Annotated in this window: 22 protein-coding genes and 1 tRNA gene; 3 read left to right on the top strand and 20 right to left on the bottom strand. The window is 62.9% G+C overall.

Features of this window, described 5'->3' with window-relative positions:
* Nucleotides 1-502: 502 nt before the first annotated feature.
* Entirely contained in the window at nucleotides 503-2377 is a 1875-nt protein-coding gene (locus QQ658_RS01355) for a phosphoenolpyruvate carboxykinase (GTP) (RefSeq protein WP_286025895.1), read from the top strand.
* A gap of 154 nt (nucleotides 2378-2531) precedes the next feature.
* On the opposite strand, the gene QQ658_RS01350 is transcribed toward QQ658_RS01355, so the two are convergent.
* Nucleotides 2532-2969, bottom strand: coding sequence for a type II toxin-antitoxin system VapC family toxin (locus QQ658_RS01350; protein ID WP_286025894.1), 438 nt, complete (start codon nucleotides 2967-2969; stop codon nucleotides 2532-2534).
* Nucleotides 2966-3196 carry a type II toxin-antitoxin system prevent-host-death family antitoxin gene (locus QQ658_RS01345; RefSeq protein WP_286027144.1) on the bottom strand — a complete coding sequence of 77 codons (231 nt, stop codon included), beginning with the start codon at nucleotides 3194-3196 and terminating at the stop codon, nucleotides 2966-2968. The genes QQ658_RS01350 and QQ658_RS01345 overlap by 4 nt, the downstream gene beginning before the upstream one ends.
* Before the next feature lie 114 nt (nucleotides 3197-3310).
* Between QQ658_RS01345 and QQ658_RS01340 the strand changes: the two genes are divergently transcribed.
* The gene (locus QQ658_RS01340; protein WP_286025893.1) at nucleotides 3311-3508 is read left to right on the top strand and encodes a hypothetical protein; all 198 of its coding nucleotides are present in this window, start codon (nucleotides 3311-3313) and stop codon (nucleotides 3506-3508) included.
* A gap of 324 nt (nucleotides 3509-3832) precedes the next feature.
* Here QQ658_RS01340 and QQ658_RS01335 read toward each other — a convergent pair.
* The 18 genes from QQ658_RS01335 to QQ658_RS15320 all read right to left on the bottom strand — a co-directional run bounded on the left by QQ658_RS01335 (nucleotide 3833) and on the right by QQ658_RS15320 (nucleotide 22252).
* Nucleotides 3833-3905: transfer RNA gene (locus QQ658_RS01335), tRNA-Leu, on the bottom strand.
* 4 nt (nucleotides 3906-3909) lie between these two features.
* Nucleotides 3910-4872, bottom strand: coding sequence for a Ppx/GppA phosphatase family protein (locus QQ658_RS01330; protein WP_286025892.1), 963 nt, complete (start codon nucleotides 4870-4872; stop codon nucleotides 3910-3912).
* Between the two features lie 86 nt (nucleotides 4873-4958).
* Nucleotides 4959-5414, bottom strand: coding sequence for a DUF501 domain-containing protein (locus tag QQ658_RS01325; protein WP_286027143.1), 456 nt, complete (start codon nucleotides 5412-5414; stop codon nucleotides 4959-4961).
* Nucleotides 5415-5709: 295 nt separating this feature from the next.
* Nucleotides 5710-6384, bottom strand: a complete 675-nt coding sequence (locus tag QQ658_RS01320) for an FtsB family cell division protein (protein WP_286025891.1) — start codon at nucleotides 6382-6384, stop codon at nucleotides 5710-5712.
* Between the two features lie 626 nt (nucleotides 6385-7010).
* Nucleotides 7011-8300, bottom strand: coding sequence for a phosphopyruvate hydratase (gene eno / locus QQ658_RS01315; RefSeq protein WP_286025890.1), 1290 nt, complete (start codon nucleotides 8298-8300; stop codon nucleotides 7011-7013).
* A 64-nt stretch (nucleotides 8301-8364) separates the two neighbouring features.
* Nucleotides 8365-8964 (bottom strand): nucleoside triphosphate pyrophosphohydrolase, encoded by a 600-nt coding sequence (locus QQ658_RS01310; RefSeq protein WP_286027142.1) that lies wholly within the window; start codon nucleotides 8962-8964, stop codon nucleotides 8365-8367.
* Between the two features lie 173 nt (nucleotides 8965-9137).
* Entirely contained in the window at nucleotides 9138-9665 is a 528-nt protein-coding gene (locus tag QQ658_RS01305) for a hypothetical protein (protein WP_286025889.1), read from the bottom strand.
* Nucleotides 9666-9684: 19 nt separating this feature from the next.
* Nucleotides 9685-13218, bottom strand: a complete 3534-nt coding sequence (gene mfd / locus QQ658_RS01300) for a transcription-repair coupling factor (RefSeq protein ID WP_286025888.1) — start codon at nucleotides 13216-13218, stop codon at nucleotides 9685-9687.
* A gap of 22 nt (nucleotides 13219-13240) precedes the next feature.
* On the bottom strand, nucleotides 13241-13834 hold the full coding sequence (gene pth / locus QQ658_RS01295; protein ID WP_286025887.1) for an aminoacyl-tRNA hydrolase: 594 nt from the start codon (nucleotides 13832-13834) through the stop codon (nucleotides 13241-13243).
* Nucleotides 13831-14457, bottom strand: coding sequence for a 50S ribosomal protein L25/general stress protein Ctc (locus QQ658_RS01290; protein ID WP_286025886.1), 627 nt, complete (start codon nucleotides 14455-14457; stop codon nucleotides 13831-13833). The genes pth and QQ658_RS01290 overlap by 4 nt, the downstream gene beginning before the upstream one ends.
* 115 nt (nucleotides 14458-14572) lie before the next feature.
* Entirely contained in the window at nucleotides 14573-15559 is a 987-nt protein-coding gene (locus QQ658_RS01285) for a ribose-phosphate diphosphokinase (RefSeq protein WP_286025885.1), read from the bottom strand.
* Entirely contained in the window at nucleotides 15556-17055 is a 1500-nt protein-coding gene (glmU, locus tag QQ658_RS01280) for a bifunctional UDP-N-acetylglucosamine diphosphorylase/glucosamine-1-phosphate N-acetyltransferase GlmU (protein ID WP_286025884.1), read from the bottom strand. Before glmU ends, QQ658_RS01285 begins: the two co-directional genes overlap by 4 nt.
* A 322-nt stretch (nucleotides 17056-17377) precedes the next feature.
* Nucleotides 17378-17818: a hypothetical protein gene (locus QQ658_RS01275; RefSeq protein ID WP_286025883.1), complete on the bottom strand. Its 441-nt coding sequence runs from the start codon at nucleotides 17816-17818 to the stop codon at nucleotides 17378-17380.
* 182 nt (nucleotides 17819-18000) lie between these two features.
* The gene (locus QQ658_RS01270; RefSeq protein WP_286025882.1) at nucleotides 18001-18318 is read right to left on the bottom strand and encodes a hypothetical protein; all 318 of its coding nucleotides are present in this window, start codon (nucleotides 18316-18318) and stop codon (nucleotides 18001-18003) included.
* A gap of 621 nt (nucleotides 18319-18939) precedes the next feature.
* Nucleotides 18940-20619 (bottom strand): AAA family ATPase, encoded by a 1680-nt coding sequence (locus tag QQ658_RS01265; RefSeq protein ID WP_286025881.1) that lies wholly within the window; start codon nucleotides 20617-20619, stop codon nucleotides 18940-18942.
* A 219-nt stretch (nucleotides 20620-20838) separates the two neighbouring features.
* Entirely contained in the window at nucleotides 20839-21003 is a 165-nt protein-coding gene (locus tag QQ658_RS01260; protein WP_286025880.1) for a hypothetical protein, read from the bottom strand.
* A gap of 187 nt (nucleotides 21004-21190) precedes the next feature.
* A complete protein-coding gene (locus QQ658_RS01255; RefSeq protein ID WP_286025879.1) occupies nucleotides 21191-22048 on the bottom strand; it encodes a hypothetical protein in 858 nt (285 codons plus the stop codon).
* 27 nt (nucleotides 22049-22075) lie between these two features.
* On the bottom strand, nucleotides 22076-22252 hold the full coding sequence (locus tag QQ658_RS15320; protein ID WP_353057971.1) for a helix-turn-helix domain-containing protein: 177 nt from the start codon (nucleotides 22250-22252) through the stop codon (nucleotides 22076-22078).
* Between the two features lie 81 nt (nucleotides 22253-22333).
* On the opposite strand from QQ658_RS15320, the gene QQ658_RS01250 reads away from it, so the two are divergent.
* Entirely contained in the window at nucleotides 22334-22909 is a 576-nt protein-coding gene (locus QQ658_RS01250) for a hypothetical protein (RefSeq protein WP_286025878.1), read from the top strand.
* The last annotated feature ends 13 nt before the right edge of the window (nucleotides 22910-22922 follow it).

The following is a 22922-nucleotide window of genomic DNA, read 5'->3' as shown; positions in this document are numbered from 1 at the left end:
GCCGCGCTTTCACTCACCCCGGCAGAACCGCATCCGTCTTGACCATGCGCATCCGTGTCGCGTAAGACGAACCGCCGTCGAAGCGCGATATGTCCTGAGCAGTCGGCCCCCAATCTGCAACGCTCATCGAGCATCTTGTCGGACATACCGATCGGCACCGGGAGCGTGGGTGATCCCTACCGCTCGCCGGGGAACCAGGATATGGCGCGTAGGCATGCCAGACATGCCGAGAAGGATGTGCAGAAACGAACGGAGCTTTCGGACAGGATCCACGATATAGCGATGACAAGGCATTATGCCCGACGGATGAGGCACCCGCTCCGCAACCCCCGAATTATTCTTTGGCAACTAGATGGCGTACCCTTGACATATAACTCGCCAGCTGCTCAGCAAGGAAGCTCGACAGCGAAGCAGGGCAGGGTCACGACGATTGCCCTGTTTGAGCGCGAAACCAAAAATGCGAAATCAAAAGGGCAAGTGCCTGAGTCAAGGAGTGGTTCCAATGCCACAGCTATCGCAATCGATAGTTGTCAGTCCCCCCGCCGGGGTTCCACAATCGGTGACCGACTGGGTCACCTCCATCGCCGAACTCACCAAACCCGATACCGTCCATTGGTGCGACGGCTCACTCGCCGAACGCGACCAGCTCTATGCGCAGATGGTCGACTCGGGAATGTTCGTCGAACTCAACCAAGACAAGCGCCCCGGCTGCTACCTCGCCCGATCGGCTCCCTCAGACGTGGCCAGGGTCGAGTCGCGGACCTTCATCTGCTCCGAGAATCCCGACGATGCCGGACCGACCAACAACTGGGCGAATCCCACGACCATGCGTGAGACCCTGCATCGGGTTTTCGAGGGCTCCATGCGTGGACGCACCATGTACGTCATCCCGTTCTCGATGGGTCCGCTGGGTGGCCCGATCTCCAAACTCGGCATCGAGATCACCGATAGCCCCTATGTTGTGGTCAGCATGCGCATGATGACACGGATGGGGACGCCGGCGCTGGAGCGCATCAACGCGGGCGAATACTGGGTTCCGGCCGTGCATTCGGTGGGCTGCCCGCTGATCGATGAAGCCGGTAATCGGCACGCCGAGGTGGCGTGGCCGTGCAACGACGACAAGTACATCTGTCATTTTCCGGAGACCCGCGAAATCTGGTCATATGGCTCTGGCTACGGCGGCAACGCGCTGCTGGGCAAGAAATGCTATGCGCTGCGAATCGCCTCGGTGCTGGCCAGGGACGAAGATTGGCTCGCCGAGCACATGCTCATCTTGCGGGTCACCCGCGAATCAGACGGACGCCAGTTCCATCTCACGGCGGCTTTCCCGTCGGCTTGCGGCAAGACGAATCTGGCGATGCTGCGTCCTACCATCCCCGGTTGGAAGGTTGAGACGATCGGTGACGACATCGCGTGGATGCGTCCGGGCAGAGATGGCAGGTTGTACGCGATCAACCCGGAGGCAGGGTTCTTCGGCGTGGCGCCCGGCACCTCCGAGAAGACCAACCCGACCGCCCTGCACGCGCTCGATCACGACACCATCTTCACCAATGTGGCGCTCACCGACGACGGCGATGTCTGGTGGGAGGGCATGACCAAGCAACCGCCCTCCCATCTGATCGACTGGCAGGGAAATGACTGGACGCCCACCTCCGGGCGCCCGGCCGCTCACCCGAATAGCCGGTTCACCGTGCATGCCGGGCAGGCCGAATCGATTGCGCCCGACTGGGAGGCCCCTCAGGGCGTGCCGGTGGACGCGATTCTGTTCGGCGGCAGGCGCTCACGCACGGTTCCGCTGATCAGCGAGGCCTACGACTGGAATCATGGCGTGTTCGTCGGCGCGACGGTGTCGTCCCGGCAAACCGCTGCCGCCGAAGGTGCGGTCGGGGCGCTGCGCCGCGACCCCTTCGCCATGCTGCCGTTCTGCGGCTACAACATGGCCGACTACTGGGCGCACTGGCTGAAGATGGGCGAATTGCTCGGCGACCAGGCGCCGCTGATCTTTCAGGTGAACTGGTTCCGCAGGGATGCCGACGATCATTTCCTGTGGCCCGGCTTCGGCGACAATTCCCGTGCCATCGAGTGGGCGCTGCGCAGAGTTGCCGGTGAAGTGCCCGCTGTCGATGCGATCTCCGGAAGATTGCCGGCGTCCGGCGATCTCAACATTGATGGCCTCGATCTGCCCGCCGAACGTCTCGCCATGCTGTTTGCCCTCGACCCCGATGCGTGGGACGAAGAAGCCGACCTCTCCGAGGAGTATTTCGCCCAGTTCGGTGACCGGGTGCCGGCGGAACTGCGGCGCCAGCTTGAGGCATTGCGGACGCGCATCACCGAGGCCCGGCAGCCAGAAAGCTCGAAGAACCTCGTAACTGCCTGATTCCTGAACGTGAGGAGTCTCACAGGAAGATCGTGTCCCGTGAGGCTCCTCATCACCGACTTTCTGTCAGGCCCACGATGCCCATGCGTTTCAAGTCGATTGCTGGCCTGTCGGCATCCGCTCGGCCGGCTTGGCAGACTGCGAGCCATGCGTTTCAAGTCGATTGCTGGCCTGTCGGCATCCAGGGATTCACGAACGGGAGTCCGAGAGGTACAAAATCCTTGACATTTCGCGTTGCCACAGTCAGACCATGAACAGCAGCGGTTGCGCCGATAAAGGTATCCCGCTCGGGGCGTGGGTCGGGTACATGCGCTTGCGCGGCCCATCGAGCGACTGTCAGATCGATCGGCAGAATTCGTCCTGCAAATTCCTCAAGCAAACCGTGATTCAGCCATGCGTCCAGCCGACTGGCCTGAGCCCGATCGTGTCGCCTTAATCGCCCGATTCCGATTTCTATCTCCATGATGCTAATCACCGAGACATAAAGATCTAATGGTGCCTGATCCGCCAGCCATGCCCGTACCTCAGGGTTAGCGCGACGGGCAGGCTTACGTATTTCACTGATGACGTTCGTATCGAGCAGATAGCTCACAATTCAGGCACTTTCAGACTCAGCTGAAGGGGTTCGAACTCAACGTCAATGTCATCTTCCATACTCAACCGCTTGAGCATGTCCTCGCCGGTCTCACCCAGCCGGCGGTAGTCCTCTATCGTGAGGAGCACGAAAGCAGGCTTGCCGCGGTCGGTGATCGTCACGGGCCCATGATGGGCCTCCCTCTTGGCAGCGCTCACATCACGACTGAATTCGCGGGCACTCATCATGGTCATCACCCTCACCCCCAATGTTAGTTACGTACCTATCATATCTGGTCCCAGTGGGGCCAACGACGTCAGAGCCAACCAACAGAGTTATGCCCCCGTAGACTCAGCGTCATGTCATCGATCCGCTTCCGCCCCACGGCAGAAGACGAACGCATCCTTCGTGAAGCAAGCCGTCCAGGAGAGAGCACTTCCGACACTTTGCATCAGGCATTGCGGCTGCTCGACCACGAACCATGGCTTGAGCAGTTTCACGCCGATGCGGAGCGGCTCAAGGATGAAGACGTCAACGCCGAACCGGAAGCTTGGTGATCGGCGGGGCCGTCTATCACGTCGATCTTGGTCAGGCGCGGGGACATGAGCAGCGCGGCCAACGATTCGGGCTGGTGGTCTCACCTATCGCAGACGGCCCTCACTGTGTTCCCAGCGGCGTCACGCTATCGCGCTCCGGACGCCTTCGGCGTCCTTGCTCGCTTCGCTCGCGCCGCTGGTCAACATTCGTCACTACGTCAGAAGCGCTCGAGCAAGCTCGGCGCTTCTTTCTCCTACTGTGCTCGGCCGCTTCGCGGCCTATCACAGACTCAATCGCCTCGGCAGCCGAGCGCAAGCGCTCGCTGCACTCAACTCAATCGTCTGTGCCCCCGATGGGACTCGAACCCATACTGGAGCGGGTTTAAGCCGCCTGCCTCTACCGTTGGGCTACGAGGGCTCGTTCAGTCCGCGAGCGGGTGGCCTTTGCCATCGCGCAAGATCGACCAAACGACGCCATCGAGAATATCGGATTCGCTGGCTTGTAGGTTCACCGGAACCCGTTTGGTCACCTCCGCCACGACCAGTGCACCCCCGGACAGCACCTTGGCTCGCTCCGGCGCGACCGGGCCGAGAGCCAAGATCTGCTCCGCGCTCATGCCGAGCAGCTTGTCAGCAAGCGATTCGACGTCAGCGGTGGTCATCTCGCAGCCGTGCACCTGCTCGCGGTCATACTCCTTGAGCCCCAGGTGCAGCGCCGCCATCGTGGTGACCGTGCCCGCAACCCCGATGAATGTCTCGATATCGCTCAACTCGACCGGGCATTCGTCCAACATCCGATTGATCTCGACGCGCGCCTGCCCGATCTGCTCGGCGGTCGGCGGATCATCGTGCAGATACCGCTCGCGGACGCGCCGCGACCCGATATTCAAGCTGATGTCCTGACTCATCTCGCCGCTCCGGTCGCCACGCACCAGTTCGGTCGATCCGCCGCCGGAGTCCATCACCAGTACTGCTCCGGTCGCGGCCTGCGAGCCTTCGCCAAGATCGATTCCCGAAATCGCCCCGCTGAAGGACAACGCCGCCTCTTCGTCCCCGCTGATCAGCTCCGGCTCGATTCCCAGCCGCTCGCGGACGCCATCGAAGAACACGTCCCGGTTTGCGGCGTCGCGGGCCGCCGACGTGGCGACGAACCGTGCCTTCGTCGCGCCGAACTTGCGGATCATCGGCACGTATTCGTCGACGATCGCCCAGCCGCGGGCCATCGCCTCGTCCGCGAACACACCCGACTGATCAACGCCCTGGCCGAGCCCGGCGAACCGCAATTCCCGGCAGAACTCCTTCAAGTTCCCGGTCTCGTCCGCCGTCGCGACGAGCAACCGCAACGTATTCGTGCCGCAATCCAGCGCGGCTACCGTCTCAGCCATCATTCTCCGTCCCGAGTGTGCCTTTCACCATCTGCCTACGCCCACCAAAGATGAACGTTGAAACCACGATAAGCCACGCACAATCTCTAACCGTTGACGCTCTCGTCCGCCGGAGCCGAGCAGAAGTCTCCCATCAGGGCCAGGGCTTCGTCCCCGATCGGGTTCACACCAAGCCCGGCGGCCAGCGAATGCGCCACCAGCGCATGCAGGCATTTCACTCTGATCGGCATGCCGCCCGCGCTGAACCCTGCGATCTCGGGCACCTCATCCCCGATCTCGGACGCCAGCGCCGCGCGGTCGGCAAGATACGCCTCGTGCGCAGCCCGGTAGCGAGCAGCGAGCTGGGTGTCCTCACCGAGCCGGGCGGTCATCTCGGCCATGATTCCGGACGCCTCCAGCCTCGAGGCGGCGAGCACCGCGTTGGGGCAGATCAGATAGTAAGTGGTCGGGAATGGCGGCCCGCCCGGCAGCCTCGGATAGGTCGCGAGCACCCCCGGATGTCCGCTCGGGCAACGGTAGGCAACCCCGGCCACACCACGCATCACCCGCCCGAGTTGTGCTTGCGCAAACTGGGCGTCCGCCTCAGTGAATGTCTCGTAGTCAACCACCAAACTCGCAACCTTCGTTTTCGTTCTGCGATGACCCAATCGCACCCAGCGAAAGGATACCGGGAGAGCCAGGGCCGTGATGCATCAGCTCGGCCGAAAGAAAACCGACGGATCTAGCCGAAGAGTCCTCGACCAGAACAGCCACCCCCAAATCCTGAACCAGCGGACTCTCCTCAGATCCTCGAAACCGAGCCAACTCCCAATGAGCACTCGAATCGGTGCACGGGATTCAGGGTCCCTCGGTCGGATCGGCAGTCACCACGGGGCCGGGATCGGGCTCGTCAGGTTCAGGATCATCGGCGGTCACCACGGATCCCCACATCCTGTCCCACCAAGTCGTGCCGTATTCGCCCTCCGGCAACTGCGCCGAACCGATCTGACTGCCGCCCGCATAGGGCTCGTTGTCGGGCCCGACCACCTGGTATCCGGTCTCACCGGGCATCACCCAGCCGAGCCTCTCGCGCGCCTGGGTCTTCACATATTCGGGGTCCTGCCAACGGGCGATCTCGTCGGTCAGATCGGTGATCGACTGCTGATGCTCGGCGATCGCCTGGCGGGCCTGCCCCATCTGATACTGCTGATTGAAATAGACCCGCAGCGTGGTCGCATAGCTGATCAGCAGCACGACCATGACCAGCACCAAAATGATCGCCCGCTGAGTGATCCGCATGCCGCTGCGCAGCCTCAGTACGACCCCGCTGACCGGGTTCTCGCCTGCGCTCTGGGTGCTGGGGGTGGACGCCGTCTTCTGCGCCGAGTCCTTGGACGCCTTTCTGTCGCGTGTCTTCGACGAACTATTGCGTCCCGATGAACGCGATGCGGTCCTGGTGCTGGGGGTATCGGCGGCCCGTGCACGTCCACCCGGACGCGAACCCGTGCGGCGATCAGCTCTGCCTGATTCCACCCACAACACCTCCCCTGCGCATCTCTCAAACCATTCCACCATCGGTCACAAAACCAGCGGCGCTACGAGAGTACCCCGTCGGGTCCCCGTCACCGGATGTGGAACGCCGCCGGAACCCAAACGCTGGCGTTCGTCCTCACGAAATGCGAGAACACTCACCGTGTTTTGTGAGGACGGTCGGCTTTCGTGAGGACGAACTTTCCGGGCTCGTGCTTGCTGGGGCCCCGGCGCCCACCGGCCAGGGGTCGGATCAACCAGCGTCGCGCCCGAGCCGGCCGGCCAGACTGTGATCTTCACGCTCCGGTCAAAGCGTTCCCGCGCCCGAAATCGACAGCCGCGCCAGATATACCTGGCGCGGCTGCCGAAATCGGGCGCGGCTGTGATGGGCAGCCGAGATGCCCGCAGCGCGCGAACGAAACGGTGTCGGCCCCGCGTCCGAAAACACGAGGCCGACACCGTTAGAGATTCAGCAATCACTCACTTGGGGGGCAGCACTTCGCGTCGCCACCCATTCTCGATCTCGCGAAGAACAAGCAACCTTGTCCTGAATCCGCCGCTTTCCGCCTACCGCGCGGCCCTCGACGGATGAAGGCTTGTTCCTCACTCGATCTTGTTCGAAGTGATGATCACCACTGTTCCGGGTTGAACCGCGGGAAGGCGGAAGCGCCGGCATAGGCGCCCGCGTCATCCAACTCCTGCTCGATACGGATCAGCTGGTTGTACTTGGCGATGCGCTCGCCACGAGCCGGGGCACCCGACTTGATCTGACCGCAGCCCAGTGCCACAGCGAGATCGGCGATCGTGGTGTCTTCGGTCTCGCCCGAACGGTGGCTCATCATCGTGGAGTAGCCGTTGCGGTGCGCCAAGGTGACGGCGTCGATGGTCTCGGTCAGCGAACCGATCTGGTTCACCTTGACCAGCAGAGCGTTGGCCGCACCGCCGTCGATGCCGCGCTGCAGGCGCTCGACATTGGTCACGAACAGGTCGTCGCCGACCAGCTGCACCTTGTCGCCGATGCGCTCGGTGATGACGGCCCAGCCATCCCAGTCTTCCTCGTTCAGCGGATCCTCGATCGACACCAGCGGATAGTCGGCAACGAGCTTCTCGTAGTACTCGATCATCTGGGCGGAATCCTTCTTCTCGCCCTCGAACAGGTACTTGTCGTCATCGAAGAATTCGCTCGCGGCGACGTCGAGAGCCAGGGCGACATCCTTGCCCGGCTGATATCCGGCGGCCTTGATGGCGTCCTCGATCAGATCGAGTGCCTCACGGTTCGAATCCAGGTTCGGGGCGAAGCCGCCCTCGTCGCCCAGACCGGTCGACAGCTTGCGCTCCTTGAGCACCGACTTGAGTGCGTGGTAAACCTCGGCGCCCATGCGAAGTGCCTCGGCGAAGCTCTGCGCACCGATCGGGGCGATCATGAACTCCTGGATGTCGACGTTGGAGTCGGCATGCGCGCCACCGTTGAGAATGTTCATCATCGGCACGGGCAGCAGGTTGGCGGTCGGGCCACCGAGGTACTTGTACAGCGGCAGCTCAGCCGACTCGGCGGCTGCGCGAGCAACAGCGAGCGATACGCCGAGAATGGCGTTCGCGCCCAGCTTGCCCTTGTTGTCGGTGCCGTCCAATGCGAGCATCGCGTCGTCCAGGCCGCGCTGGTCGGTCGCGTCCCAGCCGACGACCTCCTTGTAAATGGTCTCGTTGACGTTGTCAACGGCCTTCTGAACGCCCTTGCCGCCATAGCGGTTTTCGTCGCCATCGCGCAGTTCAACCGCCTCGAAGGCGCCGGTGGACGCACCCGACGGGACCCCTGCGACTGCGAACGAGCCGTCGTCCAGCAAGGCCTCTACCTCAACGGTGGGGTTGCCGCGCGAATCAAGAATTTCGCGGGCCTCGATGTATTCGATAAGTGCCACGGGTGTCTACCCTTTCTTTGTACAGATCGGATTGTCTAATCCATTACTTAGCGTATCGGGTGCATCACGAACCTGACGCTCGTGAGTGCAACTCGTTTTCACGCACCTGGTTTTCCAGGACGCGCAGTGCATCGCGGGTGGCCTGGTCTGCGTCCACCCCACTCGCCTGGGCCCGTTGGACGATCGCCAGGATCTCGCGCCCGGCGTCCGCGGTGATGGGCTCCGATGCCAGCTCGACCGGAACCTGCATGGCCCGGCTGCGCGAGACCACCTTTCCGGCTCTGGCCAGCGTATTCAATGATTCGGGGATGCCCTCGAGAGCGCTCGTCCTCTTCTTCTCGGCCTGCTTGGCCTGTTCCCAGGTGCCGGCCAGATCGTCCGGATCGTCGGCCTGGGAGAAAACCCAGGGGTGCCGGGCGACGAGCTTGTCGCAGATGCCGCGGGCGACGTCTTCGATATCGAAGCGGCCATCACGCCGGGCGATCTCGGCATGAAAGTAGACCTGCATCAGCAGATCACCGAGCTCTTCTCGCAGATCGGTGTCCTGGATCGGATCGGCTTCGACCGCGTCCACCACCTCGGCGGTTTCCTCGATCAGATGGGTCACCAACGACCGGTGGGTCTGCTTCGCGTCCCAAGGGCAGTCGGCACGTAGCCGCTGCATCACCCCGGCGAGCCTCTGCAGTTCGCTCAAATGTTCACCGACACCGGCAACGTCCCCGTCGGTGATGATGTCGTCGTACCGGTCCTGCTCATGCAGCTCGCTCGAAGGCCCACCAGAACTGACCAGGGGGTGTGAGGAGGGCTCATGATGCGACGCACGAGGGTACGGTTCGCTCAAAGATCCACCAGCTCCGACAGCGAACCCGAGCCGCTCACCGCGAGATTGGCTTGGTCCCAGGTGCCGTATCTGGGGTTGACCTCAACGGTGTATGCCCCGAAGTAGGAGTCCATATTCGAGCCGAGGCTCAGCGCGATCAGATCATGCCTGGCGACCCCGAGCGCCGCCTCCGCGCACTCGCCGTTCCCCAGCAGTTGGCTCAGCCCGGACTGCTCGATGTAGTCCCGCATCTGCGCATCGTCGGGCGCATTGCTGCCCATCTGCTCGGCTTGCTGACGGCTCATCTCATCGAGCACGGCCCACTTGACCATCTGCGGACGCAGCTGGTTGGGGCTTTGGGCAAGCTGAGGCGACGACGCCAAGACCGCCGAGCAGCCTTCCGCGAACGACGTGACCCGAGCATCAGGGATCGCGACGTCGTTGACGAGCGCCGCGGTTCCGCTCGCAGGCGAGCACCCGCTCAGTGCCGCAACCCCGACAACCCCCAGCGCTGCTCCGGTAAGCACCTTCATGCAAGATTTCACATCGGCGAGTCTACTCGGGTCATGTGCGGGCACTCGCCAGTTGCCTCGTATTGAAGATCGCCACCACCTGGGACGCCCATTTCAACAGGTCTTCGCCTTCGACGGCGACGCTGGGCACTCCGCTGGTGCGTGGACGCGGCACCAGCGCGACATTTGCCTGCGCCTTGATCAACGTTCCCGGATGGACGCGCTGCAGCCGCAGCTGGCGCGATTCGGGCAGCTCGGCGACCGGGGCGAAACGGATGAAATTGCCCTGGGCCATGACCTCGGTGATGCCGGCCTCGCGGCAGGCCAGCCGGAATCGGGCCACGTCGAGCAGCGCCTCGGTGGGCGCCGGCAACGGGCCGTACCGGTCACACAACTCGTCGCGAACCTGAGCGATGTCGTCCTCACTACGCACTTCTGCGAGTCTGCGATACATCTCGAGGCGTAGCCGCTCCGATTCGACGTAGTCAGTGGGTAGGTGGGCGTCCACCGGGAGTTCGATGCGCATCTCGGCTTCTTCTTCGCCGGTATCCTCGCCGCGGTAGTCGGCGACGGCTTCGCCGACCATCCTGATGTAGAGGTCGAAGCCGACATCGGCGATGTGCCCGGATTGTTCGTCGCCCAGCAGGTTGCCGGCACCGCGGATCTCCAGGTCCTTCATGGCGATCGCCATGCCCGCGCCCAGGTCGTTGTTGGCGGCCAGCGCCGACAGCCGGTCATGCGCGGTCTCGGTCAACGGCTTCTCGGGCGGATACAAGAAGTAGGCGTAGCCACGCTCGCGGCTGCGTCCGACCCGGCCGCGCAGCTGATGCAGCTGCGACAGGCCCATCCGGTCGGCCCGGTCGACGATCAAGGTGTTGGCGGTCGAAACATCGATGCCCGCCTCGACGATGGTGGTGCAGACCAGCACATCGATGCGGCGCTCCCAGAAGTCGAACATCACCTTTTCGAGTGCCCGCTCCCCCATCTTGCCGTGCGCGGTGACGATGGTCGCCTCGGGCACCGCCTGGCGGATCTCGCCGGCTACCTTCTCGATATCCTGCACCCGGTTGTGCACATAGAAGACCTGGCCCTCACGAGCCAGTTCGCGTCTGATCGCGGCGGCCACCTGACCTTGGTCATAGCCCCCGGCGAAGGTCAGCACCGGGTGGCGTTCCTCCGGCGGGGTGGCGATGGTCGACATCTCGCGGATGCCGGTGACCGCCATCTCGAGCGTCCTCGGGATGGGTGTGGCGCTCATCGACAGCACGTCGACGTTCACCCTCATCTTCTTGAGGGCCTCCTTGTGCTCGACGCCGAACCGCTGCTCCTCGTCGACGATCACCAGGCCGAGATCCTTGAAATGCACGGACTCGCTGAGCAGCCGGTGGGTGCCGATCACCACGTCGACGCGTCCGGACGCCAGGCCCTCGATGGTCTTCTTGGTCTCGGCCGCCGACTGGAAGCGGCTCAAGGACGCGATGGTCACCGGGAACCCGGCATAGCGGTCGGCGAAGGTCTGCGTGTGCTGTTGGACGAGCAGCGTGGTCGGAACCAGGATGGCGACCTGCTTGCCGTCCTGCACGGCCTTGAACGCGGCACGCACCGCGATCTCGGTCTTGCCGTAGCCGACATCGCCACAGACCAGCCGGTCCATCGGGATGATCTGCTCCATGTCGTGTTTGACGTCGTTGATACACGACAGCTGGTCGGGGGTCTCGGTGAAACTGAACGAATCCTCCAGCTCGCGCTGCCACGGGGTGTCCGGCCCGAAGGCGTGGCCCTTGGTGGCCTGCCGGGCCGCGTAGAGCTTGATCAGCCCGGCCGCGATCTCGCGAACCGCCTTGCGGGCGCGGGATTTGCGGGCCTTCCAGTCGGCCCCGCCCATCTTGTCGAGTTGCGGGGTTTCGCCGCCGACGTAGCGGGAGACTTCGTCCAGCTGATCCATCGGCACGTAGAGCCGGTCGCCGGGCTGGCCGCGCTTCGACGGCGCGTATTCGACCACCAGGTACTCCCTGGTAGCACCTGCCACCGTCCGGGTGACCATCTCGACGTAGCGTCCGACGCCATGCTGCTGATGTACCAGCGGGTCGCCCTTCTTGAGCTCCATCGGGACGACCTGGTTGCGCCTCTTGGTAGGCATCTTGCGGGCCGAGCGTTCGGCGGTCGGCAGGGCGCCCGTGATGTCGCTCGCGGCATGGACGACCAGTTTGATGCCGGGTGCCCGCCAGCCGGAATGCATGCCACTGCGAAAGATCTGCACGACCGGTTCCGGCTCCGGCAGCTGGTCGAGATCGTCCACGATGTGTGAGGGAATGTCGTTGTCACGCAGCACTTCGGCCATGCGGCTCGCCTGGCCGGAGCCCTCCACACTGAGCAGCACCCGCCAGCCGTCGGAGACATCTTGGCTGATCTGCTGCACGAAACCCGATACGTCGCCGTGCCAGCTACCGACATCTGCCAAGCCCAGCTGCTCGGTGTCTTCGGCATCTGGGGAGGAGACGAATGGCGACAGTGACCACCAGCTCTGGCCGCGCTCCAGCGCGTGCGAGCGCACATCGGCGAGCTGCTGGTAGGCGCTGGCACCCATGTCGATGGGGGCCTTGCCTCCGGACGCGGCCGATGCCCAGCCCGCGTGCAAGAACTCCAGGCTGGTGCGCACCAGATCCTCGGCGCGGGTACGCACCAGTTCCGGATCGTTCACCAGAATCAATGTGCTAGGTGGAAGCACATCGATGAGAAGCTCGAGTTTGTCGACCAGCGCCGGAATCAGGGCCTCCATGCCCTCGGTCGCCTGACCTTCGGCGATCTTCTCCAGCATCTCGGAGAGTTCGGGGTGGTCGTCGATCAGCGCGGCGGCGCGGGCCCGCACCTTCTTGGTGAGCAGGAGCTCGCGGCAGGGGGCGGCGATGATCCGGTCGACGGTGTCGTCGGTCGAGCGTTGGTCGGCGACATGAAAGTAGGTGATGGTGTCGATCTCGTCGCCGAAGAAGTCGATTCGGACCGGGTGCTCTTCGGTGGGCGGAAAGACATCGACGATGCCGCCACGGACCGCGAATTCGCCACGTCGTTCGACCAGGTCGACGCGCTGGTAGGCGGCCGCCACCAGATCGGCGGTCAGCCTGCTCATCTCGTAGTCGGCGCCGACTTTGAGAGCCACCGGACGCAGATCTGCCAGCCCTGCCACCTGAGGTTGGAGCATCGAGCGGATCGGTGCGACCACAACTTTGGGTGCGGGCTGCTCACCTTTGCCTTTGATGGCGCGCAGCACGGCGAGCCGGCGTCCGACCGTATCGGAGCGCGGGCTGAGGCGCTCGTGCGGCAAGGTCTCCCAGGCCGGGTAGTAGGTCACCTGGTCTTCGCCGAGCAGCGAACCCAGCACAGCGGTCTGCTGTTCGGCTTCCCTGAAGGTGGACGTGACAACGAGTATCGGACGATCGGTGGCAGCGGCGAGGGTGCCAATCAATGGTGGACGCCCGGCGGGCGCGCAATCCAGCTCGTTCGCGGACAGCCCCGCCTTGGCGTCACTGATGGCCTCGGCTACGCCGCGATCGGCCGCAAGTGTTGTGAAAAGTCCCCGGAAGCTCACCGGTCCAGCCTAGGTCGAGTGGTCAACTGTTGAACTTGTTCTGGGTGGCCGGGAGACCTTCGGTCATCAGGGTCTCGCAGGCGTCCGCGGCCCGCTGCACCTCGACCGCCAGATCCTCGCGCATGGACGCCGGGAATCTGTCGAGCACATAGCCCGCGGCCGCGTGATGGCCGGTTGGGCGTCCGACCCCGAACCGGACGCGGTAGAAGTCGCCGGTGCGCAGATGCGCGCGCACCGACTTCAGCCCGTTGTGGCCATTGTCTCCGCCACCGAACTTGGCGCGTAGCTGACCGAACTCGAGGTCGATCTCATCGTGCGCGATGATCACATGGTCGGGCGGCACCTTGAAGAAGGACGCGAGTTTGCCGACGGCCTGACCCGACTCGTTCATGAAGGTTCGGGGTTTCGTCAGCACCAACTTGTCGCCGGGCGGCACACCCACACCCGCTGCCGAAATCACGGTCTCGGCGACCGAGGCACGCATGCCCCGGGGTGCGGAGAAGCTCGCCCGGGCACGCCGGGCGAGCTCATCTGCGATCATGAATCCGACGTTGTGCCGGGTTCGTTCATACTCCGGGCCGGGGTTACCCAGCCCTGCGAGCAGCCAGGTGCTCACTCCTCGGATTCACCCTCGGCGGCCTCGGGCTCCTCGACGACCTCTTCCGCCTCTTCACCGGTCTCGAGCATGTCCTCGACCGAAGCCGCAGCGTTGATGCTGACGACCAGAGCCTCGGGATCATCGTCCAGCTCGGCGCCCTCGGGCAGCGCGATGTCGCCGACCATGATCTGCGATCCGACCTGCAGGCCCTCGATCGAAACCTCCACGCGAGACGGAATGTTGGTGGCCTCCGCGTTCAGGGTGATCTCGTTGCGCTCGGTGTTGACCAGGGCATCGGGCACGGCCTCACCGATGATGACGACAGGCACCTGAACGCTGACCCGCTCGCCGCGGAAGACCATCAGCAGATCAACGTGCACCAGATTGCCCGACACCGGGTGGCGGACGACCTGCTTCGGCAGCGCCAACTGCTCGGTGCCGTCGGGCAGCTTGACGTTCAGCAGCGCGTTCGCCTGGCGCAGCGCCAGCATCGACTCGTGACCCTGCAAGGTGACATGCACCGGCTCGTGGCCATTGGCATACAGCACAGCCGGCACCTTGTCGGCACGGCGGATACGGCGGGCAGCGCCCTTGCCGAACTCTTCGCGGGCTTCCGCGCTCAGATCGATGACATCAACCATCGCTATCTCCTCAACTCCGTAAGTCTTCGGGAGGAGGACGCGGCCGCAAGTGGGCCGCCAACCAGTCGATCACGGGTTCGCATACGCGTTCCCCTCGCCAAGTGCACGGCCAACGTTAGCAGTACTGGGAGCCCCCATCGAAAAGGCTGGCAACCGAGCCGTCTTCGAAGACCTCGTGAATCGCCTGGGCGAGCAACGGCGCCACCGAGAGCACCGTCATGTTCTCGACCTGCACGCCGTCGGGAACGGGCAGCGTGTTGGTGAAGATGACTTCCTCGAATGGCACGACGTTCAGCCGCTGAGCTGCAGGCCCCGACAAGATCGCGTGGGTCGCGGCCACGATGACCTTTGCCGCACCGTGCTGGAACAATGCCTCGGCCGCCTGGCAGATCGTGCCGGCGGTGTCGACCATGTCGTCCACCAGCAGACAGGTGCGTCCGGCGACTTCACCGACGACCTCGTGCACCTTGACCTCGTTGGCCACCGTCGGATCATGCCGCTTGTGGATGATCGCCAGTGGTGCGTGCAGCCGATCACTCCAGTTGTCGGCCAACCGGACGCGTCCCGCATCGGGGCTCACGATGGTCATCTTTTCGCAGTCGTACTTGGTCTTCACGTAGTCGGCCAGCACCGGCAGGGCAGTCAGGTGATCGAGCGGACCGTTGAAGAAGCCCTGAATCTGCGCGGTGTGCAGGTCGACGCTCATGATCCGGTCGGCGCCGGCCGCCCAATACAGGTCCGCGATCAGGCGGGCCGAGATGGGCTCGCGTCCGAGATGCTTCTTGTCCTGCCGCGCGTAGGGGTAGCAGGGTGCGACGACGGTGATCCGCTTGGCGGAGGCGCGCTTCAGCGCGTCCACCATGATGAGCTGCTCCATCAGCCATTCGTTGACCGGGGCCGGATGCGACTGAATGACGAACGCGTCCGAACCGCGCACCGACTCCTCGTAACGCACGTAGACCTCGGAGTTGGCGTAGGTGATCAAGCGGCTGGGCGTCAGCTCGACCCCCATGAGCTCGGCCACGGCTTGGGCGAGCTCGGGGTTGGCCCGCCCGGTGAATAGCATCAGGTGCTTGTCCGTGGGACGCTTCACACCGCTCACTGATCATCCTCCTGGTTTTCTTCACGCAACGCGGCGCGAGCTTCGGCAACCGCGGAATGGATCTCCCCGGCAGAATCGCTGGCAGCATCAGCGGCCGCTGACCCTGCACGTTTACGAAGCACCCAATCGGACGAGAGGTGCTCTCGTCCGCGGGCGATGGCCAAGGCACCGGCAGGCACATCCTCGACGATTGCCGAGCCGGCCGCCACGAATGCGCCGTCGCCGATGTCGACCGGCGCCACCAGCACCGAGTTCGAGCCGATGAACACGCAATCGCCCAGGTGGGTAGGAGTTTTGTGAGAGCCGTCATAGTTGGCGAAGATCGTGCCGGCGCCCACATTGACGCCCTCACCGATGAACGCGTCGCCGCAATAGGTCAGGTGCGGCACCTTCGAGCCGTCCCCGATCTGCGCATTCTTGGTCTCCACGAACGTTCCGATCTTGCCGTGCGCGCCGAGCACGGTTCCCGGACGCAATCTCGCGAACGGGCCGACTTCGGCGTCCGCGTTGATGACCGACAGCTCGCCGTGAGTACGGATCACGTGGGCGTTCTCGCCGACCTCGACATCGCGCAGCGTGGTGTCGGGGCCGATGACCGCGCCCGTGGCCACCGAGGTGGCGCCGAGCAGCTGGGTGTTGGGCAAGATGGTCACGTCAGGTTCGAGGTCTGCGTCCGCCTCGATCCACGTGGTGTGCGGATCGACGATGGTGACGCCTTCGAGCATCCAGTGCTCCAGGATCCGCCTGTTGACTTCGGCGTTCATTCGGGCCAACTGGACGCGATCGTTGACGCCCTCGGTCTGCCAGATGTCGTCGGTCATGTACGCGCCGACGTTGCGTTCATGCAGCCGGGCATAACCGAGCACGTCGGTCAGGTAGAGCTCGCCCTGATCGTTGTCGGGTTCGAGATTGGCGAGCCCGTCGCGCAGGACGGCGCTGTCGAACACGTAAATGCCGGAGTTGATCTCCCGGATCTGCCGCTCGGCCTCAGTGGCGTCGCGATGCTCGACGATGCGCGCGACCTGACCACCTTCGCGGACGATGCGTCCATACCCGGTCGGATCGGGCACAACCGCGGTCAGCACGGTGCAGGCGTTGCCGCCCTCGCGGTGGGTGGCCACCAACTGGGCCAATGTCTCGCCGCTCAGCATCGGCACGTCACCATAGGTCACCACAACCTCGCGGTTGATGTCGCCGAGGGCCTGCATGCCACAGGCCACCGCGCCACCGGTTCCGTTGCGCACGGGCTGCTCGACGATGGTTGCCTGCGGATAGCTCTCTTCGAGAAGCGCTTCCACCTGCTCGCGCATGTGACCGACGACCACGACCAACTTGTCGGGATTCAGGGTCTGAGCAGCGTCGAGTGAATAGCTGAGCATCGCGCGGCCTGCGACCGGATGGAGCAGCTTCGAACTCTTCGATTTCATTCGAGTACCGCCACCTGCCGCCAATACGATGACGGCAGCCACGGGGGCTTGAGCTGGAGTAGTGCTCACCAAATCTCCTTCACCACAATGCGTCCCGGCCAACGGCCGGGCAGGGGTGGCGCCGCTTGTTCTTCGGCGCGCGGTTCAACTCTAAGCCCTTGCATCGGTTGCTGCTATTCCAGCTCCCTGGGCAGGAGTCGAACCTGCGTCGCTAGTCCTGATTCAAAGATAAGTAATACCTAGTCAGGCCGTGTTTTCAGGTGTTCACACGTACCGATTCATGGTCATTTCATGCCCGCTGATGCCGTCCCGTATTCCACAATCCCCAGCAGTGTGCACACACATTGCACACACTTTCGCAGGCGGGCGACGGCGTCGGCGCTAGTCGGCGCTAGCCGTGATCAACGGGTTGGGGGCCATGGGCCGCGGTGTACTCCATCGCCTCGGCAAACAGCTTCTCGGCGGTCGGCCGGTTGACGAACTCGCCCAGGAGCGCGCCGATCAATGCCTGGCGCAGGTCCCGGACTTCCGAGCAGACGGAGGGCGGAGCGATCGCCACCCAATCAGGTTTGTTATTGGGCAGCACGTTTCCGAAGTTGCCACTGTCAACCGACACGACCGCCAGCCGCCGGCGCCAGCGTCCACGGACATCCTTCTGCCGGATGTAGATGGCTCTGAGCTTGCCCTTGACCGCCAACGCCTTGGCAGCTTTGCGCCAAGTCACCGCGTCACTGATAGCAGCTCCAGGTGGAACCACCAGCACAGGCCGATCGCCCGCCTCGTGGACGGCCCGCAGCAGTGCCTGCTGGCGTTTCCCTGGCCCTGTAGTCATGAATCCAGAATATTCACGTTGTCCTATAGAAAACCGTCTGCGAGGGTACGCCCCACACCCCACCACGTCCCGTTCAAGGTCTAGAAACGCCGACCGTTTCTTACACAAAACGAAGGAACCCCGGCCCTAGGATCAACTCCTAGGCCGGGGTTCTTCCCTCGTCAGAACACGCCTACAGCGCATCATAAGGCGCCGACACCCTGACCATCACCGGCACCACCGGCACCATCACGCCCGTGCTCCAGCTCCAGCTCCGCCACCCGTGCGGCATATTGCGCCTTGCGCTCAGCGCGCGACTTCTTGCGGGCCGCAGCAGCCGCAGCCATCTCTTCCTTGGGGACGGGCTCCGGGGCCGTGCCCGCGCCCGCACCCGCCGGCGAGGGCCGCTTGATCGGCCTGATCGGCAGTTTGACCTGCTTGGCCACTGCTGGTCGGACTGCCTCCTTCTCCTCCTTCTCCTCCTCCGCAGCCCGGCGTTCCGCCACCTCGCGGTGCCTCACGCACAGTCCGTCGGTCCCGGAGTTGTTCCGGCAAGGGTTACCGTTCGCACATGTGGCACTGCACCGGATGAACGGCGAACCTTCGGGACGGCGCTTGTTCTTGCGGTCCAGCTCCGCCACCTCGGCACATACTCTCTCGTATGCCTCGTCCTCCGCGTCACGCGCAGCTCGGGCAGCACGAGCAGCACGGGCACTGCTGCTGAACAGACCACCACCAGCACCTTGCCTTCGGGCATCGTCAGCACTCTCCCGAGCCATCCGGCGGATAGCAGGGCTCTTGCTATGCACGGCGAGGTCGTCCAGCTTCCTGAGGGCGTCCGGCACCCCAGCGTTCAGTATCCGTTCCGACATTGTTTGCATTTTGAACCTCTTATCTCTTGGTCTTCTTGTTTCTTGTAAGTGGCCGGGTCACGCATCCCCTATCTATAGATAGGGGATTTCGTGACCCCCTGGTGTGTGATGCGTGCGTGACCCTCCGTGACCCTCGCGTGACCCCGCTGACAAGGCCGTTTACATGGGAGCGTGAGCCTGCGTGAGCCCAACCGTGAGCCTCGGGAAAAAACCCTTACGTGACCCTGACCGTGACCCTGAGGGAACCCTGATAGGCACTTTGTTTAGCTGTCATGACGCGCTCCAAAGCGCCGCGCCGCTGGGCGTTCGCTCCGCCAACTGCATCAAGGTGCCGGCCTTTTCGAGATCCGAAAGTTTCCGCCTGGCCTTTTCAATCTCGGCCTTTCCGGGCTCGATCGAGCCGTAGAGCAGCTTGGCGGCATCCTTCGCTGTGATCGGTTCGTTGTGGGCCATGTCAACCAGCGAGGGTTGCGAGCACACAGACGAACGCCCGGACAAGTGGTCGTGATGAACATCGAACGGGCCGACCTCTTCGGCTGGGGTCTTGACGTGGTGAAAGTGGACGACAGGATCACCAGGATTGCCATCGAGCAAGATCACCGAACCGGCTCCCGATGTCAACCAGGTTGATCCGTAGATGTCATCGATCGTCGGTTTGGTGGCCATGCCTTGTTGCTGCTTGCGCGTGTGATGCAGTTCGATAATCTGAACGCCCGAAGCGATGGCGAGCTGCCGGGCTCTGTTGTAGCCAGCTCCGACCTTGTCATCAGACAGGCCAATGGCGGCATCCTTCAGGGAGTCGATCACGACCGCCTTGGCGTTCACTTCCGTGCACAACCGCACCAAGGTCTCAGGCACAAGCCCCAGGTCCGCCGGTGGCGGGCCGGCACGGAGCACCAAACGGCTGTCCAGCAATTCCCGATCGGCCTCGGACACCATGCGAGTGAATGATCGGCGCGCTTGGCGTGGGCGATCCATTGCAAGATAAAGAACAGGACCACCCAACTCCTTAATAGGAAGCCCGAGCAGCTCCGAATAGCTGTCCAGTCCGCATAATCCCAAGGCCAACTGCTGTGCCAAGGTCGTCTTGCCTACGCCTTGTGGGGAACCGATCAGCAATGCCTCCCCATCGGCCAGCAGAACGTTTTGACCAGATCCCCACACCGCAACTGGCAGTTCAGCAGCGTCCAGGATCGCCCCACCACCAGCCTCCATCGGCACATCGGGGATGTCCCCACGTGATTCAGAGATAGCTATACGGTGACCCTCCGAGCGGATTTGCTCATCGATAGCAGCCATGTGCTCTTCGACCACGCGCACTTGTTCGGGATCGCTCATCACATCACCGTCAAGCTGACGGCGCATGATCTCCCGTGAGGCTGGGGCCACCGCCTGGTTGAACCGCATCTGCCTATATAGCGGGATCACCCCAGGCGTGCGCCCGAGCTCCAGCAAGCGCCGTGCTGTCGGCCTGGCCAGCTCGTCCAGAGCGTCCGGATCACCTGCCCTTGCTTCGGCTTCAAGCCGATCATGGTGGTCAGCAGCATGATCCTCCGTATCGGAGCGCTGGATCATGCGGGCATAGTCATACGCGGTCGGGTCCGGCTCCACGTCCGGCACGTCGCCAGGTGCGAACGGGCCAGAGCTAGGCGAGGTACGGTTCTCACCCCAAAGCGGGATGACGTCGGCAGTCAGGCCGAAGGCCGCCATAGCACCGATTGGGGTATTATTGGCAACGTGTTCTGAACCTGAATCTGAACCTTGAGATTGCTGATTCTCTCCTGCATGCGGCCCCCGGTCTAACTCCGCCGGGGGCTGTTGCAATTCTGTGGCTGATTTCATCAGTTCACCCGCTTCGGGGTGATCAGATCCAGGACCTCGGCACGCGAGGCATAAGCCTTGCGCGAACCCTCGGCCTGATACTTGGCCAGCTTGCCGCTGGACCACCACCTGGAGACGATGACATTGGAAACTCCGGCGAGTTCCATGACCTCATCACGGCTGATCAGGTCGGACGGTTGCGCTATTACGTTGTTTAGCACCGTAATTGTTTCCCTTCTTGGTTGTTCACCCCTCTCCCTAGGCGAACTTTCGGATCTATTTGCAAGTGCGGTGCTTTCGTTCCTTGATAAGTTAATCATATACCGATCAACTTTCATGAACAAAGGTTTACTGTTCCCGCTCCCGTTCCTGTTCCTTCTGCCGTTCTCGCCCTCCGCGGAAACAGAACAGTCCCGTCGTCAGGCCGAGCCCCCAATAGGCCATGCATTCGATGCCGAGAGCAGACGCGATCAATTCCACGCCGGCCAACGCGAATAGCGCGAAAATAGGCATCCGGAAAATAGTGAGAAGTGCATCTACTTTTGATAGAATGTTTCTTGAAGGGCTGTTATTTATCATGATGGTCCTACCTCCTAGCGGGTCCCGTCCGGGCGTCGGGACCCGCTTTAATTTTGTTAGAATTGCTCCCGTAGGGAGCTACTACACTGCGGGCCTGGCAATTGCCGGGCCCGCTTCAGCTTCACGACGCGCTGGTGCCAAAGGTTTCGCGGGCGAGGGCATAGCTGCCCTTGTTCCTGGTCAGGACACGTGCCCAACCCTCCAAGCGCAGATCCTCCAGGACCTCGCGCTCATGGCCGTCCGCAGGCTTGATGACGATCTCGGCCTGGAGCCGATCGAGCAGGCCCGCCTTGTAGGTGCGTTCCCGTTCTTGCTCCAGATCACGAACCCAGGCAGCGAACGATGTGCCCTCGATGGGGTACTGCCATTCCCACTTATCCTCGGTGACCTCGACCACCTCGCCGCCCTGCATCGCAACCGGTATTTCACCCCGGAAACCGAGCAAGGTGAATCTGTTCCAAATGCCATGCCCGTGGTCCTTGCCGTCCGCAGTCGTAGTCCAGATATCGACCACCTCATTAACGGGTTTGAAGTCCGGGGATTTCTCCACCAGGCGCCAAGAGAAGCTGAACCTGCCCAGTGGTCTGCTCGGTTCAGTATGGTCCCCCAGCGGTAGGGCAATTCCGTCGTGCTGGAGTTCTTTCATCACGTCCTGCTCACGCTGTTGACGAACCGAGATCACGATGTTTTCCCGCAGCCGAGAAGCAAAGCCATTCTTGAAGTCGATGACCTTCTGCTCATTTTCCTTGGCACACTTCTGCCGGTAGTAGTCCTCGTGCCAGGCCGGATACTCGTAGCTCGGAATCCGCTCGTAGTTGCCGGTGATCTCGATCATCTCGCCTACATAGGTCACACCGATTAGCACGCCGTCCTTCTCACCAACAGGCTCGCAGAACTTGTCGGCGTCCGGGATATAGATCGTGTCACCCGAGTTCTCGGGGACGAAGTTCGGTTCCGGGTAAGTGCTTTTCTTGAGCATTTCAATTCTCATTTCTTGTTGCTGTGGTTATGCGGCAAGTAGTTCATCGATTGCCTTCAAGGGGATGACGATCCGGTGACCGATTCTCACCGAGCGGAGCTCCCCCGTACGGACGAGCCTGTAGGCCGCGCTCCGCCCGATGCCGATCATCCGGGCAGCTTCTTCAACGGTTACCGTCTTTCGCAGTGGTTCAGTGGTTGACATGACCGCTTGCGTTTCGTATTCATTCATGAGGCCTATGTTCATCCGGTTGCAAACAAACTTCAATGGTGTTAGTTTGTACCCATGCGCGGACGCTATACAAACTGGCAGGTTTCCGGATACATACGGCCGGAGCACGATGAACATGGCAATCTGATCGGCAATGACTCGGTTGTCCAGATCACCGAACCACAGAGCGGCTGGCAGTGGCATATCGTGCTGACCCCGGATCGCAAGGCGATAGCCGACTTCCGCATCCGCAACATCGGGCGCCCGCAGCTGGTGGTTGATACCGACGCTCTGGCCCAGGTTCCTTTGCGTGATCTGGTTGACATGGCCAAGGTGTACCTCTCCCGTGTGGACACGGAGTTCACCGACGGGCAGCCGGTCTTCCTGGCACTGACCCTTGCAGAGCTGGAACCCGGTGAAGCACGGATCGACGGGATGCCGACGCCCGAAGAGTACGCCGCCGCATGGCAGGAACTGGGGCCACAAACCGTCTCCGGAATCCCGAGGAGAGATGCTTTGGCTGCTCGGTACGGAGTCACCGTCTGGACCATCGACAAGTGGACGAAGAACGCCCGGCAGCGTGGTCTGATCGCCGAGGCCCGAGTCGGACGTGGCAACCGGCGCCGGCCATCACGTCATCCGCAGGACTAACCCGAGAAGAGAG

The organism is Propionimicrobium sp. PCR01-08-3 (assembly GCF_030286045.1).
Lineage (GTDB): Bacteria > Actinomycetota > Actinomycetes > Propionibacteriales > Propionibacteriaceae > Brooklawnia.
This window is presented reverse-complemented; position numbering and strand designations above follow the sequence as displayed.